A 17288-nucleotide genomic window follows, 5' to 3' on the forward strand; every position below is an offset into this window, starting at 1 on the left:
GGATTCCAGGTCAGCGGCCGCAAAAATTAGCCTTCAGCCTGGCCACCGTATCCCCCCAGTGCACAGCTGCGGAAAAAAGCGCTCCCATCTTCTCCCCGCCCAGCGTATACACCTGCGCCGACAGCTGATTGGCATTCGTCACACCCTCCAGCCGCACTACCGCCGAAAAACTCCCGTCCGCCCGGGCGTCAAGAGCCTGGCTACCGATATGCTGCGCCGGCAAAGCCTCCAGGAACACCGGCCGGTAGATCCCGCCGAAAACCCAGAAATCACAATGCCGCTCCGCCATATTCACACTCTTATTCGAAGACTCCTTACTAACGGTCACCTCCAGCCTGTTCGACCCCCCATACCGCAGCAGCTTCGATATATCGTATTTAAATCGGTAGAAAGACCCCCTGGTGCGTCTTACCCGCCGACTTTCCATTGATCTTTACCTCCGTATCCGTCATACTCCCGTCAAAAACGATATTCACCCTCCTCCCCTTCCAGCCCGCAGGCACGTCAAACGAATATTTGTATATCCCCTTCTCATGCCCCCGCAACGAATCCTTGTCCAGACCATAGTTGTATTTCCCGAACCCCTGCAGCTTCCCAGTTGGAAGGCACGGCAATCGTCGTCCACTTACCCGAATTACGACCCTCCGTACAATAGAATTGCCAGTTGACAGTATGGTCGCTGCCCGTGCCCGAAAGAAACACCTTCTCCGTCTCCTGACCACGGGCCGCCGCCAGACAGCCAAAAACCAACATAAGAAAAATCGTGCTTTTCATCAATCGACATTTACCCGGAAGGGCATCGCAGGCAATCCTTCCTTATTAAATAAATTAGGTTGAGCCGCTTCATTCCATCCAAACCGGACCACTTTCGGGTCCTTCACCCCGGACGACAATACCACCTTATCGCCCCCGTCTATCTTCGCCTTCGCAGGAACAAACTTCCCGTCAGGCCCCGCAACCTCGAACCAGTCCAGCGCCTTTCCATTATGACTAATCAGCCCGCTGCCAACTTCATTAAAAACCAAACCGATCTTTCTTCCCTTCACCACCAAACTCTTAAACACTGGCCCCGAATACGCCACCTCCTGCCCATAGTCCTTCGCCAGCGCCCACAGTGCGAGCCGACGCCCCACCGTGCGCTTATGCCCCGGATGCAGGTCCTGCAAACTATCCACCAGATCGGACGTTACCACCATCCCCGTATTCGGCAGGGCCAGCGCCTTCTCCTGCGCACCCCAAAAATCGGCCTCTGACTCCACACTATGCGCCTGGCTACCACCACTGCTCTTCGAATAGTAAAAAGGCGCTATCTGCACAAAATAAAAAGGCAGATCAGCCCCCTCCCAGATTCCCCTCCACCCCTCGATCAATTTCTTCATCTTACCCGGATAGGCTACCGTATCGTTCTCAAAACAATTCGTCTCTCCCTGATACCAGCAAAACCCCCTGATCCCATATGGAGCAAGAGGCTTCACCATCGTCGTATAGAATTTACCGCTATCCCCTAAAAAAGGTTCTATCGCACTCCCCGGCACGGCATTCGCGATCACCCCCACAGGCACGTGCAACCGATCATGTAATTCCTTCGCAAAGAAATACCCCGGCGCCGAGAACGCACGCAACCCCTCACCCACAGCCGGAGTCCACACACCACGCGTCTCCCGCCTACTGTAATGCGTCCCCACCAGGAACAATCTGATCTCCGCATCCCCCGCTTCCTCCACCGTATCGAACTTGCTGTTCTTCCGCATCGTATACTCCATATTCGACTGTCCGCTGCACAACCACACCTCACCCACTAAAACATTTTTAAATTTCACCGTCTCCCCCGCATCATCCTGCACCAACAGCTCTCTCCCAATCGCAGACGCATCCAGCGGCCCAAGCTCGACCCGCCATTCTCCAGCCCTGCCCGCCTGCACCGTCCGCACCATCCCACCAAATTCCACAGTCACGGAGCGGCCTGGCGAAGCAACACCCCACACAGGCACCTTCTTCCCCTCTCTGCAACACCATATTGTCTTCGAATATCTTCGGCAGCGACAGACTCACCGGCGCCACACCCTTCAGCCATATCGCATATTTCCACGCCGCCACATTGCTGTCCGGCTTATGCTCCGCATCCCGGTACCATTTCCCAATGTTTGCAAACGGATACACAGGCATCTCCACCTGCCTTCCGTTCCCAAGCACAACCGGCACTTCATACCCCGGTCCCAAAATACCCGGACCTGCCCCGACAGTTTTAAATCCGGATACATCACCCAATACATACTTCACACTATCCATACTCCCCCGAAAATCCGCCGTGTCCCCCTTGTACCAGAGATCATCCACAGCATAGACCACCGGTCCCCTCACCAGCGCATACGGAGCATCGGCATCTGGCGAGTTCTTATATGGTTTTCGGTCCGACGTCTTCAAATAATGTTCATGCCGCACCCAGGCCAGCGGCATCGGCAGCTCCACTTCGATCTTATCCCCTTTCTTCCAAACCCTCTTCACCACCACATATTTACCCGCTTCAACCCCAGCCGCCGCAACACCATTTACCTTCACCACCGGCCTGACACACCACCCCGGCACCCGAACATGCACCGCAAACTCTGCAGCGCGCTCAGGCCCGATCCCGATCTCGATCTTTCCGTCCGAAGGATACTCCGTCCGCTGCTCCACCCGCACCCCTCCCAACACCACCGTCGACGGAATGAACTGGTTCACGAAAACATCCCCCGGGGAACCCTTTCCCGCCGCCGCAACACTCTTTTCCCCCCGAGCAACATTCTTTTCCCCCGTCGCATAAATAAATCCCGGCAACATCGACATCAGTCGATGCCCACTCCCCATACAACAGTCCGGCTCCCGGAAATATCCCCTCGGCACCACCCCATTCGGCGGCGTAAAATAATGACTGGCATCCCCATCGATCGTCTGCTCCGCAAACACCTGATTAAAGCAGATCCGCTCGATCGCATCCGCATACTTCGGGTCCCCGTCAGCTCCAGCAGATACTCCGACAACTGTATCCACGACATCGTAGCACAGGTCTCCATCATCTCCCCCGTCAACGGCTTGATATAATCCTTTTCATAGTGCTCACCCACACTAACCCCACCCGTTATATACAACTGCCGGCTCGCAATATCCTTCCACGCCCCCACCACCTTCCTCAGATAGTTCGTATCTCCACTCACCTCATACATCCGCAACAACCCCAGAAAATTCATCTGAAAGGTATGAGTATGCACATAGGGCTGCACCTTGTCGATCCCCATGACACCATCGGCCACCTTGTCTAAATTAGAATAAGCGTCCCAGCCACTCCATTTGTCTATATTCCCCACCACCCATTTGCACCAGTCATAATATCGCCGGTCCCCGCTCGAGCTGATAGAGTCTCATCATCGGATCGATCAGCAAACTCCCCTCCCACGAATAATGTATACTATGCCCCGCAATCTCCGAATGCATCGTCCCCTTCAATACCGTGCCCTTATTGTCCGGAGCATGCACAGGAGACGGCCAGAATTCTTCCTTCCCCGGGCCGATATGATTCAAAAAATAATCCCCCAACCTTCTGGCCGCAACAAGTCCGCGACGATCCTTCCACACCTCATAGGCCGTCAGCAACGCATGCTTGCGTAAAATACAATTCATACGCATCCATCCCCCGCAACGGCTTCTTACTGACTCCCAGATACCCGTCCGCCGACTGCGCCTTCAGCATCCGCTCAAACATCTCACGCACCTCCCGCTCCAGGGCAACATCCTTCGTCCGCGCAGCCGTCAAAATCGCCGACTCCAGCCAGCTTCCCCGGCTGCTCGCCCTGCCTCCAGTCCCACGCAGTATGCTTCCGCTCCTCCAACATCGTCACATAATTCCCTATCGGAAATGTCTTCAAAAAATTATCCCTATTCTTTTCAAGTCTTCCACCAACAAAACCACCTACGGCCGTCACCTGCGTAGCAGGTACAGCTTTCTCCTGCCCCAAAGCCACTCCCCATAAAAAAACAAACCCTATGATCCCTTTAATTCTCATTTACTCGTTTTCAAATACGAAATACAATACTCCGCCGCAGGCACCTTATCCCCCGCATGCTGAACATCCTCCCACGCCTCTGCCGGCGACTCCGCCCCAGGATATCGCCGCGCCTCACCCGTACGGAATACGATATGCCCGAAAGCCGGCACCGGAGCAAAAAACAGCTGCGTGAACATTTCCTTCCCGTTCACATTCACGGTATACATCCTCGTATCCATATTCAGCGAGAGCTTCACCACGTAGGTCTGTCCCGCACCATACTTCAATACGTTCTTCACCCTGGCGCCCGCCTTCGCGATCAGATTCCCGTCCGGCTCAAAGCTCAACCGCATAGCAGGCAGGTTTTGCTCGCTCTGCACCTCTATCTGCAGCTGCCCCCGGTCGGCCTGCGCCGGCGTCACCGCAAATTCCACCTGCATCTGCCTCGCCACCGGAAATACCCGTTCCGCCTTCGCAAAATCATACGGATCCTCGTCCTTCAACACCAGACAACGCGCCCCATGCGCGTCCTTCCCGATACGCACCGGCGCCCACAACGGACTATACACATTCCAGTCTTTCAGCTCCTTCCCCGCCGGCAGCCGGTCGAACACATCATCCGCGTCCTTATCCGCCACAGAAGTCACCGGCACAGGTATCGTCCCCACCCAGATATCTTCCTTATTCATACTATACGCGATCCACATATTCCCGTCCGGCGCAACGCCATTCCCTTCGATAATACCCCGCGTATACTGCGGACCATAGTTCTTATAAGCGCCGCCATACCGCGCAGTCGATATTTCACCCTCCACCAGCAGCAAATTGGTATAGTCCAGCCCATCTTTGCTCGTCGAAATAGCCAGCGGCCACCTGAACTCCGACGGATTGTACACGACCGCATAGCTCCCGTCCGACGTCTTCTGCCCCCAGATCTTCGCATTGGCGTTGACAAAATGCGGCGCCCTCCCCACAGACGACCAGGTCTTCCCCTCGTCCCTGCTGATCGAGGTCAGTGCATTCTTCCACAACCCCACTACCCTTCCATCCGGCAGATGATAAAAATTAAAAGCCTTATAGTCCTTGTGCAATGGGATCAGCGGGTCCTTCCTGTCCGTTTCCTCCACCCACTGCATCATCATCAGCGGCGTCGCCATCAGCTCGTTACAGTCTTCCACAAAACCCCTGTCCCTGCTCGAAGTATAATAGGGATATGAAGTATTGGAAGCACTCCACGCCGGATTATAATGAATAAAATAGATCGGTCCCCAGCTCGCCATCCGCCTTTATCTCCCGGACCACCCTTCCGATACCCAGTCCGTCATTCGGGTCATCATGCGGGTCCAGACAGATGCCATAAAACCCCAGCGCCAGCAACCGCCCCTTCTTCGAAACATAAAACCCCATCCGCTGGTGCATCACCGCAAACAGGTCCTTAGCTACTCCCGGATGCCCTTCCTTCGTCGTTCCGTCGGGCACCCTGTACGGTGGAAAAAGCACCTTCGGCTTCGTCCAGACAGACCCGTCATCCGAAGTCAGCAGCAGCGTCTGTCCCGGCGGTATACTCTCCCCCACCTTGTCGCTCAGATATTCGAGATAAAATTTTCTGTTCCAGTACGCCAGCATCGGCGCATGGTTATAGGTCCACCCGGAATCCTCCGCCAGTTCAGGGTGCTCCTGTTCGCCCGGAATACCTGAATATTATGCACGCCCACCACCGGCGCCAGCTCGCCCATGATGATAGTCCACATTCGATATCGTCGTTCCACTATAGTGTACCCCATCCTGCGCCCGAACTATCCCAACCCCAAACACCAGCACCAGCAAAAAACTCACCACCTTCATCCACGCCTCCGCCATCAACTTCGCCCCCGCCATCGTCGGATGCACCCCGTCCGCCGTCCAGTAACTTCCGGGCGCCGACTTCATAGCCTTATCATAAACTTCCTGATACGGAATAAAAGCCGCTCCATATTCATCAGCAATCTCCCGCGCCGCCTGCTGATACTCCGGGAAACCCGGATACCATCTACCATCCACCGCCTTCACCCCCTTCACCGCATACGGCTCCCCGATGACCAGCTTCACCGAAGGCAACGACTTCTTCGTCCTGTCCAGTAATTTCTTATAGTCATCCCTGTAAGTCTGCACCGTTCCCTTATACCCGTTGACCAGCGTATGCCAGAAATCATTCACCCCCACCAGGATACTCAGCACCGTCGGCTTCAGGTCAAGACAATCCACATCCCACCGATCCGCCAACTGATACACCTTATTGCCGCTGATCGCGCGGTTATAGATCTTAAAGTCTTTTTCCGGCGCCCTGTACAACAATTCACCCGCGGCAAAAAATGGATAGCTCACCCCCAGCGCCGGCGAACTGTTCGGCTCCTTGTCGTCCTTCTTCCTCCTCGCATCCGTGATCGAATCTCCCTGAAAAAGGATCACCTCTCCCCCGGACAACCTGACCTTCTTCTTCCCAAACTCTATTTCAGGAACGACCAATGGTCCTAACGAAGCAGTCTTTATAAAATCACGGCGTGTGCTCATGTCTTTCTTTTAATAATTTTTCAACTATCCCCCAATCCGCGGAAACCACCGTCCCATGCTTATGCCCCAACGGCACCGAGACCTCATCCGACGCATCGGTAAAACTCCTGAAATCCGAAGTCCTAACCGCCCCATATTTCTTCTCCCTGTAGCTGTCGAAATAAATATAATACACCTTCCCGGCCGGCGCACCACCGCCAACCTCCGCCACCGTCGGCCCCTCCGTAAACTCCGGAGTAAACGCCTTCGAGTCGCGAACATACGGCCCCGACGCGCTTGCACTAAAAGCCACCTTAACATTCCGCTGCAGCCTCGTATTATCCTTAAAAACCAACACGAAATCATGATCCCCCCGCTGCACGATCATCGCATCGATCGAACTATAGCCCGGATCGAAGAACAGCCGCGTCGGAGCAAACGTCCTAAAATCTTTCGTCGTAGTACAATACAGCCGATGATTGTTCTTCTCATCCTCCAGCCCCTTCGGAAACCGGTACGGTATCGTCGTGGCCCACACGATAATAAACTGCGCACTATCCCTCTCATAGAAGATCTCCGGCGCCCAAACGTTAAACGCATCCTTCTCCCCCTCCATCACCGGTATATACCGCTGCTCGCTCCAGTGTATCAGATCCTTCGAGTCGGCATATCCAAATCCCTTGTCCCCATTCCATCCGCTCGTCCACACCAGATGCCAGACCCCGTCCGGCCCCTGCGCCATCGAAGGATCACGCATCAGCTTCTTCTCGCCGATCGCCGGCTTCAGCCACGACCCTCCAAGATCCGTCCAGTGCTTCCCGTCGCCGCTCGCCAGAAAATAAAGCCCGTCCACCGCAGGTTCGCGGAACGACGTGAACAGATAAGCATGCGGCCCGGGCTTCTCCAATACCAGCACCCAGTCATTCCCCGGCGCAGGCCTGCCCGGCGGATCGACAGAAAATTCCTTTTTTCCCGGGAACAGCCCGATCATATGATAACTCCCATCCCTAGGACTAAACCACGAAGCCTCCACCTGCGCCAGCCCCAGTCCCGAAGGATTGATCACCAGCCGGCGACCCGTATATGTATACACATAGGCGTACTGCGCACCCCTCGTACCGGCAGCATAGTCATACTTCGATCCCTGATTGACAACCAGCGACTGATCCGGCCTCCGCTCGAAATAAGGCTTCGACAACACCAGCCGCTTCAGAAACCCCATCTGTCCCGCCCCCGCGTCATTGATGGCGTCAAACCAAAATTCCTTCGCCCCATACGCACTGCCCTTGTCCGTCGGACGCAGCATCTGCATCACGGAATTGTCGCCATAGGTAAACCCGCACGCGCCCGCAAACACCGACCAGTACGCATATCGACGAACATCATCGGCACCCCAGCGCTCCTGCGTCGTATCGTGCAGCCCATGCGGTATCCCCTCATACGAAGGCTCCGCATCAAGCACCGGCTTCACCAGCCTGCGCCGATAGTCCGCCTGTATATACCTCCAGTTGTCTTCGCCATAATTATGCTCGCCCACAGCGGTATCCTGCTCATAGCTGCGATGCCCCGACTGCACACTGTTGAAATCCAGCCATGCCTGCTGATGAAACCACTCGGACGAAGAGGTCCTGCCGAACGGGTGATAGGTGATCAGATGACCCGGGTCCTGCGCCCGGAGAGTCGCCCCGATCGCATTCCACGTATCCCGATAGTCCGACCCCCTGATATCCCCGCCATTCATCCAGACGATATTCGATTTCCGGCGATACCGAGCCGCAAGGAACTGCGCATATGCCTTTCCGATAGCCGGACCGATCTTCCCCTGCTTCACCACACCGCCCCACACCGGCACCAGCGCTATATAGATCCCCTTCTCCCCGGCCTTATCGATCACATATTCCAGATTATCCCAGTATCCGCCGGGAATATCCTTTGGTTTTGCCAGATTTTTAGCAACCAATGCACTGTCCCCATTCGCATCGACATCCCCCAGCCCATGCACCACCATCACCTGGATCACATTGAACCCCTTCTTCTTCCGGTCCTCCAGATACTTGTCCGCATCCTCCCGCCCAAGCCTGCTCAGCAACAACCACCCCGTATCCCCCAGCCAAAAGAAAGGCTTTCCGTCGGCAGTCATGAAGAACCGCTTATTCGCGGACACCCTTAGAGCCGGCAGAGCCGGCTCACCCGATGGAGCAGTGCCGACAGGAAACCCTTGCGGCGTCACCACCCCCGCGAACAAACAAAATATCAGTAAAAACAAAACTCTTCTTCTCATGTCGATCATTTTTCAATCCACAAAACCCTCGCATCGATGCGGTGCACCTTACCCTCCAGTTTAGGCTCCTCTGCCCCCGAAGCCACATAGATAATATAATCCCCCTTCCCATCTCCCAACGCATACACCCCCTTCGGGCTCCCCGGCAGATCAACCGGCGCCATCCGCGCCGCAGCCGTCAGAAACGCGGCATCGGTCACAGGGATATTCGCCAGCGAACCCCCACCCATAAACACCGCCCATCCGAAATTATCACCCCCTCCGCCGAATACATCACCGCCTTCGAAGGATACGCACGACGGTACTCGCTGACAGCCCTGTATACCTGCTCGAAAGACGGACGCTTCGGCTTAAGCAGCCGCTCATGCTGCCGCGGCGCCAGACTCTGACCACCCAGCGGCGCATAGGCCTTCCCATCCTCCTGATAATACCAGTACCGGATATCGATCACATCCACCACCGCGGCTCTGGCCGGGTCCTTCAACACCGCATCCTGCACGTCCTTCGTCGTCGCAAGACCGACAATCTCCTTTACGCCCTTCTCCCGCTCCCACACCCGGATATTGTCCAGCCAAAAATCCACAAAATGCAACGGCCCCGTGAATTCCGCCGCCAACTCCTGGATCACCCCGCTATTCCCCTCGAAATTCGCAAGACACTTTCGGATAAAAGCCCTGTGTATCTTCTTTCTCACCGCATCCGAGGTATCATAGAACTGCTCGGCCATGAAGATCCGCTTGTCCCCCGCAAACGGCGGCGGCTCCGGGAATCCCGTATTGTTGATATTGTTCGCCGGCCGCCACGGAAAATCCGCATAGTGCGCACCCGCCTCGATAATATTGTGCTGAAAATAGTTCTGGTGTACCAGGACCAACCCCTTCAGATCGGCAAAGTCCGCAAACTTCCGGAGCCTCGACCAGTACCAGGGATTGTACTTCGTCAGGTCATACCTGCTAAGCCCGTCCCACGCCGTATCCTTCCCGCTCCGCGCAAAAGGCAGCTCGTAAAAAGGCGGCCACACATCGCCGTCGATCCTCCTGATCCGCTCGTGGTCATCCCTCCTCCGGTCGTACCACAACCCATAGTTATGTTCCAGCGCGACAACATGCTTCTCCCGCATCTCATCCGTAGCCGCAGCCAAATCATCCGTCAACCCCGTCCCCGTCCTGCCCGGTACCCAGCGCGTGATCGCCGGCTTTGCCTCCGCAATCCCATAAGGACGCACATTCCCCATCCACCACGGCTCATTATAACGTCGACCCACCAGTACTGCGCCCCGGGTCAGCCAGCCATTCACTACCTTCATCGCCGCCGGCTTGATCACCACAGGCGTCGTGTACACCGGAACCTTCGAAAAAGGAATAGCCTCACCCCCTGCATCCACCGGTATCGGATTCCGATGCGCCGCCTGGTCGATCCATTCCGTCATCTGCACCCTCGGCTTCTTCGACAACGCGATCAGCGCCGCAGCCTGCGCTACAGTAGGACTGCTCGACGCCTCGGTCTCGATTGGCAATATCTGGCCCCGGCCCGAAGCTGCCGCCCCAAGCCGCTCTCCCAACTGCGCATAATAAAAACTCCTCGGCTGTATCACCGCATTCGACTCATTCCAGTATCCATCACCGCCAAACTGCGCCCACGAACCATAAGACCAGTTCTGCGCACCCGGCGGACGATAACAGTTGATCCGCGCCGCCGTACAGTTCCAGAACAGACTGTTGGCCGCACACCATCCCGCGCCCTGCCCGTCCTGCTCCCTGTTCCCGAATCCCAGCACCTGCGCGTCCACATTCACCACATCAAACAACACCCCCGACGCCCAACTGTCGATAGCCCCGCTCATCCCATAAGGATAAAAGGACTGACACTGCACAAACGCATTGGGACCAGGCGCGCAATACCCAACAGAAAAATCATGAAAAGCCCGCTCGGAATACAGCCGCTGCATCAGCGTCTGCCCCCCGGAGGTTATAAAAGCATTTCGCCGCTGCCCGCCAATCTCGGACACCGGCGCCAGATACTTACAGTCTTCTACCGTCACCCTGTTCGCCGTCTCCAGCACATCCACCGCCGAACCCGCAAAATGCTCGGCGACTACCTGCCGGACCCACGCATCACTCACGTTCTCCATCGTGATCGCCATCCAGCTATGCGCTTCGTCCTTCGGATTATTCTTATCGTATTCCGACCGTAGACGCAGATTCTCCACTCCCACATTCGTTATCCGCTGATCCCACTGATACACAGCCACCTTCCCCCCATACGCCGCATCCAGCGCCGTAGTTATCGGCGCGTCCAGCGTCACCGCATCCCCGTTCACCGCCACGACCCGGCGATCCCAGTAAATATCCCGCTGACCAGGCTTCCAGCCCAGCGCCGAAATACCACCGCCAAAACTTTCCATCCCCAATAATTTGATCCAATCCTCCGTAGACGGCCGGTGTACAAGTACCGCGGCGCCCACACGCAACCCGCCGGCAACATGCAACACCCGCGAACCCACCGGAACGTAACCGTCCGTCACGTCCACCTCCTTCCCCACCTCACGGCCACCGCCACCGGCCACCCGGATCAGCGTCCTCCGGTCCGTACCCGCTGCAACCAACACCGTCCCGCCTTCTCCCATCCCACTACCACGAAGCACAACACCGGACGCACTCATCACAAGTCCGCCGGAGACGGAAAATACCCCGTCCCAGCAGCACGGCCCCCTCAGCCCAGACTCATCCATCGGCAAACCGGCCACATAGTCCAGCGCCCGCTGAATAGCAAAAGTCGCGTCGCCATCCATACGCTGGATCACGACGCGAACTCGGGCACTGATGGGTATCACGGAGTCTCCTCCCTTGTATCCACTAAAAGAAAAGTCTAGGAATTTGATCCCCCCTGTCATCAGGGGTATACACCAGGTGTGCCACCCTTAGCCGCAACAGGAGAAGGCGGCTCAGAAGGCTCTAGGCTTCTTTTGAGCTGTCACGGGTCCGAATAAGAAAGCACCTGCGACAAATGCATATATGAATTTCATTACTTTATAGGCTTTTCACCTCTCAAAGCCAGCGTGTTGAGATAGACTTCTATGTTTCGAATAACCCCCGCCGTTAACAGCAGGCTTTGCGGAATCCAGCGGGTCCTTAGGATTCAGCCCATGCTTGACCTCATACTCATCAGGCAATCCGTCATTGTCGGAATCCTTGTATGGCGTCCCCTGATAGACGGGATAACCACCCACCTCGAAGACGTCCGTCACAATCCCCAGCTTGTAGGAATCCTTTGGCAATTTACGAACATGAAATTGAGGCAGGGTATCGGTATTCACGTCCTTATAAGTTATTTTACCCGTACGGACCTGTTCCACTACCCGCGCGTCTACCGCATCCCTCCTGGGCAATGTAGCGCCTACATTCGTCAATACAAAATTAAATGCCTCCTGTGCCGGCAATATCTTCACCGCCGCCATCGGGAAAGGCTTGTCCACTTTCATATAGTCCTTATACGGACCGGCATCCTTCAGCTCTTCCACCTGTACACCCCCGGCCCAGTTGTCCTTCGTGATCTCCGGATAACCCTCCATGATATTCCCGTTCACATAACAACGACCGAAATACTTCGCCTTCAGCTTGCTCCTGCCGCTCTCCGGCTTCAGGATCCGGTGCCCCACCGCCTCATCCTTCGGCGTAACAGGTCCCGGCTTGAAATAGTTGTTGACAATATTGAACAGACTGGTATAGTCCCCCCCGTCCATCGACCGGTGATGCCAGTTGAACACCACATTGTTCACAAAATTGAATATCCCGTTCCAGCCCACCGAAGGATTGCGGCCCGTATTGTCTGCCCATAGATTGCGCACCAGCATACAGTTCTCACCACCCATCGTCGTTCCAAAAGCATGGTTCCAGGTATCCAGCGACTCCGCCGATATACAGTTCTGGATCGTGATATTCACCGTCCCATGCTTCTCCTCCTTCGAACCATCCATCGGGTCGTACATATGACGGTACAACGACATATTCTCATCCAGCCCCCAGCTCGTGGACACATGGTCCAAAACGATATTCCCTACAGGATTCCCGCCCAGTGCATCGTCCCGGCGTCCGACATTCGTCTCGCCCCGACGGAACCGCATATACCGGATGACGACATCATGCGTGTTGATCCAGAACGACTCTCCCGCTACGCAAATCCCGTCGCCGGGAGCCGACTGACCCTCGATGGTAACATAAGGAGCCCGCACGATGATCGGGCTCTTGATACGGATGATACCCGCTACGTTAAAAACGATGATCCGCGCCCCACCCTGCTCACATGCCCAGCGCAGCGTCCCGGGACCCGAGTCCGCCAGCGACGTCACCACATAGACCTTTCCGCCATGCCCGCCAAAGAGTAAGCGCCGCCGCCCTCCGCACCGGGAAATGCCAGCAGCGAAGACTGAGGCAGATCCGTCGGCCGGGCCGCCCAGGGAACATACGGCTTCCCGTGCCTGGCGTCATTGTCGACAATCGGAAAAGCTACCTGCCAGGCAGAATCACTCCTCCGGTAAGTCTCCTTCAGCATGGCATCAGCCTCCGCCTTCACATCGGGCGGAATATCCGGATACTGTGCCATCACCGGATGACATATCCCCAGCGAGGCGGTAATGGCAGCGATCAAAAACGGTTCTTCTTCATGAGTATCTGTAATTTAAATAAAATCCTCTACACAGGCGCCCAAAGGGCGCCCTTACTTCAACGGATCGAACGGCCCACCCCACGTGTTATTCTGCTGCAGATTCGCATTATTCTGCAGCGAGCTCAGGGGGATCCCAAAGAAATAATCCGCACTCTGCACATTCAGCTTATACGTATCCGCCGTCTGTATCGACACGGTAAAACTCGTCGTGTACAGATTGTCCAGGCTCGTATTCGCGCTTATTGTCTCTCGTAGTCAGGATATAGTCGGTATAAGACTTATTGTCATTCAGCGTAACCACCATCTTGTTTCGCATAGTCCCGTTAAGCGTGCTCTCCAGCAGCTTGCGGCGGCGCAGGTCCCAGTAGCGCTTGCCTTCGAAAGCCAGCTCGATCCTGCGCTCAAACATAATCGCACTGATCATCTGGTCATGGGTCATCCCCGCAGTCAGCCCGTAAAGTCCATCCGTACCCGCATCGATACCCGCCCGCTTGCGGATAGCGATCAGATTCTGATAGGCCTCCTGCGTTTGTCCCAGATTACCAATTTCCGCAGCAGCCTCGGCCTGGTTCAGCAGAACCTCCGCATACCGCATCTCGATCCAGTCGGTACCGGCATTCTGCATGGACGCCAGCGTCAGCGTCGGGTCCACACCCTTGCGCAGATAGAACCCGGACGAACTCGCCGAAGTCTCGGTGCTCGCTGTCTTGGTAGGACTGCTCTTGGTGTTGGGGTAGAAATAGGTCCATAGACGATAGGTCGAGTTACCATTCAGCCCCCAGTTGCAGCCATTATACGCAATGGTCTCGTAGAACCTGGGGTCCCTGTTTTTATAAAAGGTCTGCAGGCTGTACGCATAGCCCGAGTGCAGCGTATCCTTTCCATCCTTCATCGGGAATGCCGCAGCCAGCTCCCACGCCGGGGTATTCGATCCACCGCTTGTCGAGAGATACTTTGGACGACAGCCTGCATCGTAGCTCTCATTGTTCAGATCGTTGTCGACATTGGAAGTATTATACTCGGTCACCCACACAGCCTCGGAATTCCGCGGAGTGCTGCCACCCGCGCTGCCTTCCGTCGTCCACATGGTATAATCCCATTTCTTGTAAAGACCAAATCCATTGGCCGACAGCGTCGCGATAGCCGCCGTACTGGCGTCATACGCCGCCTGCCACACTGGTCTGGTCATTCGCGGGGTTGAACTGCGGGCTGGCCCACGTCAGCAGCACACGCCCCTTGAAAGCCTGCGCGGCCCCCACCGTGATACGGCCATAGTCCGCATTATTGCCCCACCAGGTCGGCAGATACGCAATCGCGCTGTCAAGATCCTTCACTATCTGGGTGAACGTTTCCGTCGTAGTATTCCTCGGCAGATTCGCAGCCGCCTTCGCCGCCGGCCCTACAGCAGGCAGCGGAGTCGTTACCAGCGGCACCCCGCCATATAATTTTACCAGCTCGAAATACCGGTACGCACGCCAGAAGTACGCCTGGCCGTTAAAATGTTTCTTCACGCTCAGATCCAGCGAACCGGCATTCATGTTCTGGATGAACATATTGATCGTGCGGATCTTGAAATAGTTGCCACTGCTGGCCTGGTTCCCGATATCCGTCACCAGATCGCTGGTGACCGTACCCTTTACATAGGCATTGTCCCCCGCCTGCTCATCGGTGATGACCGAATACGAGGTACCGAGGGTTCCGCCCGAGTTTCCAAACCATCCCGGCTGGTTCTGGCTATAGATATAGTCGATATCCAGTTTCGCCACGGTCGAATCGTTGAAGACCTGATCGGGCGTAAAATTGGTCAGATCCTGCTTTTCCAGCACCTTTTTGCAGCCGGAGCCAACAAGTGCGCCGATTGCCGCTATCATTATGATCGAAGAAGTCTTTTTCATGTTTTGCTTGATTTAGAAACCAACATTTAAACCAGCCGTGATCGTCCTGAGGGTCGGATAGGTATACAGACCCGTCGAGAAATCCCGGTAGTGATTAGGGAAAGGATTGATGAACTGCACGGGGTTCGTCGCCACCACATAGAACCGCGTACTGCTGATGCCCGCTTTCTTCGTCCATCCCGTAGGCAGCGTATAGCTCAGCGTCGCATTGGTGATATTGAAAGTTCTTCCGCTCACCAGCCAGAAGTCGGTAGTCACCTTATAGTCACTCACGAAATAAGGATTCGGATAATGCGCACCCAGATTCGACGGCGTCCAGTGATCCTTCCAGTAGATCGGACGGTTATCCGTGATCGAATAGCCCGAGGACGCGTTGTTGTTGCCCGGTACCAGACCGTCCACCGTCGCTACACCACCCCACGACATGCCCATGATCACATTCAGGCTCAGCCCCGCATAGCTCACGCTCCAGTTAAGACCCATGCTGTAGTGGTTGCTCTGCTTTTTATTCAGATACTGCTGATCGTTGTTGTCGATGACGCCGTCCCCGTTCACATCCTGATAGTTGATCATACCCGGCTGTACAGGCGTATTGAAGATAAGGACCTTATTGACCCCGCCCGCCGCCTGCGCACGCTGGTTGATGATCGCCGTAGCCTGATCCTGCGTCCGGATAATCCCAAGAGACTTCCAGCCATACGTACCCGCATCGCTCGACTTACCCGTCAGGTCCAGGGGACCACCCTTGTTACCAGAAGCCACATCGATCAGAATATTCTTGTTATCTGACCAGGTAAAGAACGGTGTGAAACTATAGCTGAACTTCGGTCCGATATTGTCCCTCCATCCAGCGGAGATCTCATAGCCGAACATATTGACCACTGGAAAAATTCTCCGTGGGCGCGCTGGCCCCGATCGTAGCAGGCACGGAAGAAGACAACGTAGTCAGCAGATCGTAGCCATGACTCCAGAAATAGTCGGCGGATAAATTCAGGTGATTGTTCAGCACAGCCATATCCAGACCATAGTCCAGCTTCATCACGTGGTCCCAGGTAACATTCACGTTCGGAATAGCGATATTCGGCTTTACACCGATGCTCCTCGCACCCTCATTGAATACCGCGCCGCCATTATTGCCCGTACCCAGACTATAAGTCGCCCGATACTGGTAAGGCTTCGTATTGTCCGTACCCGTCAGACCCGCGGAAGCCCTTATCTTCAGCTGATTGATCCACGGATAATGATCCCTGATAAAAGACTCCTCCGACAGAACCCAGCCAACCGACGCGGCAGGAAAACCACCCCAGTTATGCCCCGTGGCAAACCGCGAGCTGCCATCCGCACGATAAACCAGTTGCAACAGATATTTACCCGCATAGCTGTAGTTCAACCGCGAAATGAATGCTTCAAACCCGAACTGGCTGACAAATCCGCTCTGACCAGAAGACTGCGCACCCGTCGTAAAGGTCTGGTAAGGCAATGCCCCGTTGACCACACCGTCGGCTTCCGCCGCAACACCCTCCGGAGTTCTGCTCCCGCTGCTCGTACAAAGCGATCGCAGATATCGTATGCTTGCCATAACTGTGGGTATAGGTCAGACCCGCATCCATCTGATAGGAATTCGAGAACATAGGATTCAGACGAACCCTGCTGCCGTTACTGATCGGATAGGTATTCAGCAGCTTACCGCCCGGAATATGATTGTTCTCCCCCTGACCACTTGTATTTGCCATAGACAAAGGATGTACCGAACTGCTTGCCGTTGGCACTGTTGATATTCTTGTTGATCGAAAACGTCCCAGACAACCCTTTCACACCCGGTATCTCATACGTGATCTTACCCAGGATATTCGTCGTCGTCGTGCTCGCACTCGTGAAGTTATTCGAATTCTGCAC

At 55.4% G+C, this 17288-nt stretch carries 19 protein-coding genes and 1 pseudogene; all 20 read right to left on the minus strand.

All coding sequences use genetic code 11. The features are described 5' to 3' along the window. Positions 1-10 precede the first annotated feature (10 nt). On the minus strand, positions 11-427 hold the full coding sequence (locus ACQ86N_RS33290; protein WP_431210799.1) for a hypothetical protein: 417 nt from the start codon (positions 425-427) through the stop codon (positions 11-13). 104 nt (positions 428-531) lie between these two features. Next, entirely contained in the window at positions 532-774 is a 243-nt protein-coding gene (locus ACQ86N_RS33295) for a hypothetical protein (protein ID WP_431210800.1), read from the minus strand. Continuing rightward, a complete protein-coding gene (locus tag ACQ86N_RS33300) occupies positions 774-1985 on the minus strand; it encodes a sialate O-acetylesterase (protein WP_431210801.1) in 1212 nt (403 codons plus the stop codon). The genes ACQ86N_RS33295 and ACQ86N_RS33300 overlap by 1 nt, the downstream gene beginning before the upstream one ends. A 481-nt stretch (positions 1986-2466) precedes the next feature. Next, positions 2467-3347, minus strand: a pseudogene (locus ACQ86N_RS33305) (beta-L-arabinofuranosidase domain-containing protein); the annotation flags it as partial. Between the two features lie 13 nt (positions 3348-3360). After that, complete coding sequence (locus ACQ86N_RS33310; protein ID WP_431210802.1) at positions 3361-3657, minus strand: hypothetical protein; 297 nt, start codon at positions 3655-3657, stop codon at positions 3361-3363. 83 nt (positions 3658-3740) lie between these two features. Further along, positions 3741-4040, minus strand: coding sequence for a hypothetical protein (locus ACQ86N_RS33315; RefSeq protein WP_431210803.1), 300 nt, complete (start codon positions 4038-4040; stop codon positions 3741-3743). Then, positions 4037-5302 (minus strand): exo-alpha-sialidase, encoded by a 1266-nt coding sequence (locus tag ACQ86N_RS33320; RefSeq protein WP_431210804.1) that lies wholly within the window; start codon positions 5300-5302, stop codon positions 4037-4039. The genes ACQ86N_RS33315 and ACQ86N_RS33320 overlap by 4 nt, the downstream gene beginning before the upstream one ends. Next, a complete protein-coding gene (locus tag ACQ86N_RS33325; RefSeq protein WP_431210805.1) occupies positions 5265-5648 on the minus strand; it encodes a hypothetical protein in 384 nt (127 codons plus the stop codon). Before ACQ86N_RS33325 ends, ACQ86N_RS33320 begins: the two co-directional genes overlap by 38 nt. 75 nt (positions 5649-5723) lie before the next feature. Next, a complete protein-coding gene (locus ACQ86N_RS33330; protein WP_431210806.1) occupies positions 5724-6572 on the minus strand; it encodes an SGNH/GDSL hydrolase family protein in 849 nt (282 codons plus the stop codon). Next, positions 6556-8832 (minus strand): DUF4038 domain-containing protein, encoded by a 2277-nt coding sequence (locus ACQ86N_RS33335; protein ID WP_431210807.1) that lies wholly within the window; start codon positions 8830-8832, stop codon positions 6556-6558. Before ACQ86N_RS33335 ends, ACQ86N_RS33330 begins: the two co-directional genes overlap by 17 nt. Before the next feature lie 5 nt (positions 8833-8837). Then, positions 8838-9032, minus strand: coding sequence for a hypothetical protein (locus ACQ86N_RS33340; protein ID WP_431210808.1), 195 nt, complete (start codon positions 9030-9032; stop codon positions 8838-8840). After that, complete coding sequence (locus tag ACQ86N_RS33345; RefSeq protein ID WP_431210809.1) at positions 9029-11665, minus strand: DUF6298 domain-containing protein; 2637 nt, start codon at positions 11663-11665, stop codon at positions 9029-9031. Before ACQ86N_RS33345 ends, ACQ86N_RS33340 begins: the two co-directional genes overlap by 4 nt. A gap of 207 nt (positions 11666-11872) precedes the next feature. Next, on the minus strand, positions 11873-13183 hold the full coding sequence (locus tag ACQ86N_RS33350) for a polysaccharide lyase (RefSeq protein WP_431210810.1): 1311 nt from the start codon (positions 13181-13183) through the stop codon (positions 11873-11875). Continuing rightward, a complete protein-coding gene (locus ACQ86N_RS33355) occupies positions 13177-13479 on the minus strand; it encodes a hypothetical protein (protein ID WP_431210811.1) in 303 nt (100 codons plus the stop codon). The genes ACQ86N_RS33350 and ACQ86N_RS33355 overlap by 7 nt, the downstream gene beginning before the upstream one ends. Positions 13480-13548: 69 nt before the next feature. Then, positions 13549-13692 carry a hypothetical protein gene (locus ACQ86N_RS33360; protein ID WP_431210812.1) on the minus strand — a complete coding sequence of 48 codons (144 nt, stop codon included), beginning with the start codon at positions 13690-13692 and terminating at the stop codon, positions 13549-13551. Further along, positions 13664-14686: a RagB/SusD family nutrient uptake outer membrane protein gene (locus ACQ86N_RS33365; protein WP_431210813.1), complete on the minus strand. Its 1023-nt coding sequence runs from the start codon at positions 14684-14686 to the stop codon at positions 13664-13666. The genes ACQ86N_RS33360 and ACQ86N_RS33365 overlap by 29 nt, the downstream gene beginning before the upstream one ends. After that, a complete protein-coding gene (locus ACQ86N_RS33370; RefSeq protein WP_431210814.1) occupies positions 14655-15392 on the minus strand; it encodes a RagB/SusD family nutrient uptake outer membrane protein in 738 nt (245 codons plus the stop codon). Before ACQ86N_RS33370 ends, ACQ86N_RS33365 begins: the two co-directional genes overlap by 32 nt. A gap of 12 nt (positions 15393-15404) precedes the next feature. Further along, positions 15405-16274, minus strand: a complete 870-nt coding sequence (locus tag ACQ86N_RS33375; protein ID WP_431210815.1) for a hypothetical protein — start codon at positions 16272-16274, stop codon at positions 15405-15407. Then, positions 16252-16971 carry a hypothetical protein gene (locus tag ACQ86N_RS33380; protein ID WP_431210816.1) on the minus strand — a complete coding sequence of 240 codons (720 nt, stop codon included), beginning with the start codon at positions 16969-16971 and terminating at the stop codon, positions 16252-16254. The genes ACQ86N_RS33375 and ACQ86N_RS33380 overlap by 23 nt, the downstream gene beginning before the upstream one ends. 104 nt (positions 16972-17075) lie before the next feature. Further along, entirely contained in the window at positions 17076-17288 is a 213-nt protein-coding gene (locus tag ACQ86N_RS33385) for a hypothetical protein (RefSeq protein ID WP_431210817.1), read from the minus strand.

It is taken from the genome of Puia sp. P3 (assembly GCF_050632245.1).
GTDB lineage: Bacteria > Bacteroidota > Bacteroidia > Chitinophagales > Chitinophagaceae > Puia.

Bases quoted from the DNA above. Each gene is read 5' to 3' on its own strand.
- ACQ86N_RS33290 (WP_431210799.1), bottom strand. From the start codon at position 427: ATGGAAAGTCGGCGGGTAAGACGCACCAGGGGGTCTTTCTACCGATTT.
- ACQ86N_RS33295 (WP_431210800.1), bottom strand. From the start codon at position 774: ATGAAAAGCACGATTTTTCTTATGTTGGTTTTTGGCTGTCTGGCGGCG.
- ACQ86N_RS33310 (WP_431210802.1), bottom strand. From the start codon at position 3,657: ATGAATTGTATTTTACGCAAGCATGCGTTGCTGACGGCCTATGAGGTG.
- ACQ86N_RS33315 (WP_431210803.1), bottom strand. From the start codon at position 4,040: ATGAGAATTAAAGGGATCATAGGGTTTGTTTTTTTATGGGGAGTGGCT.
- ACQ86N_RS33320 (WP_431210804.1), bottom strand. From the start codon at position 5,302: ATGGCGAGCTGGGGACCGATCTATTTTATTCATTATAATCCGGCGTGG.
- ACQ86N_RS33325 (WP_431210805.1), bottom strand. From the start codon at position 5,648: ATGCTGGCGTACTGGAACAGAAAATTTTATCTCGAATATCTGAGCGAC.
- ACQ86N_RS33330 (WP_431210806.1), bottom strand. From the start codon at position 6,572: ATGAGCACACGCCGTGATTTTATAAAGACTGCTTCGTTAGGACCATTG.
- ACQ86N_RS33335 (WP_431210807.1), bottom strand. From the start codon at position 8,832: ATGAGAAGAAGAGTTTTGTTTTTACTGATATTTTGTTTGTTCGCGGGG.
- ACQ86N_RS33365 (WP_431210813.1), bottom strand. From the start codon at position 14,686: ATGACCAGACCAGTGTGGCAGGCGGCGTATGACGCCAGTACGGCGGCT.
- ACQ86N_RS33370 (WP_431210814.1), bottom strand. From the start codon at position 15,392: ATGAAAAAGACTTCTTCGATCATAATGATAGCGGCAATCGGCGCACTT.
- ACQ86N_RS33380 (WP_431210816.1), bottom strand. From the start codon at position 16,971: ATGGCAAGCATACGATATCTGCGATCGCTTTGTACGAGCAGCGGGAGC.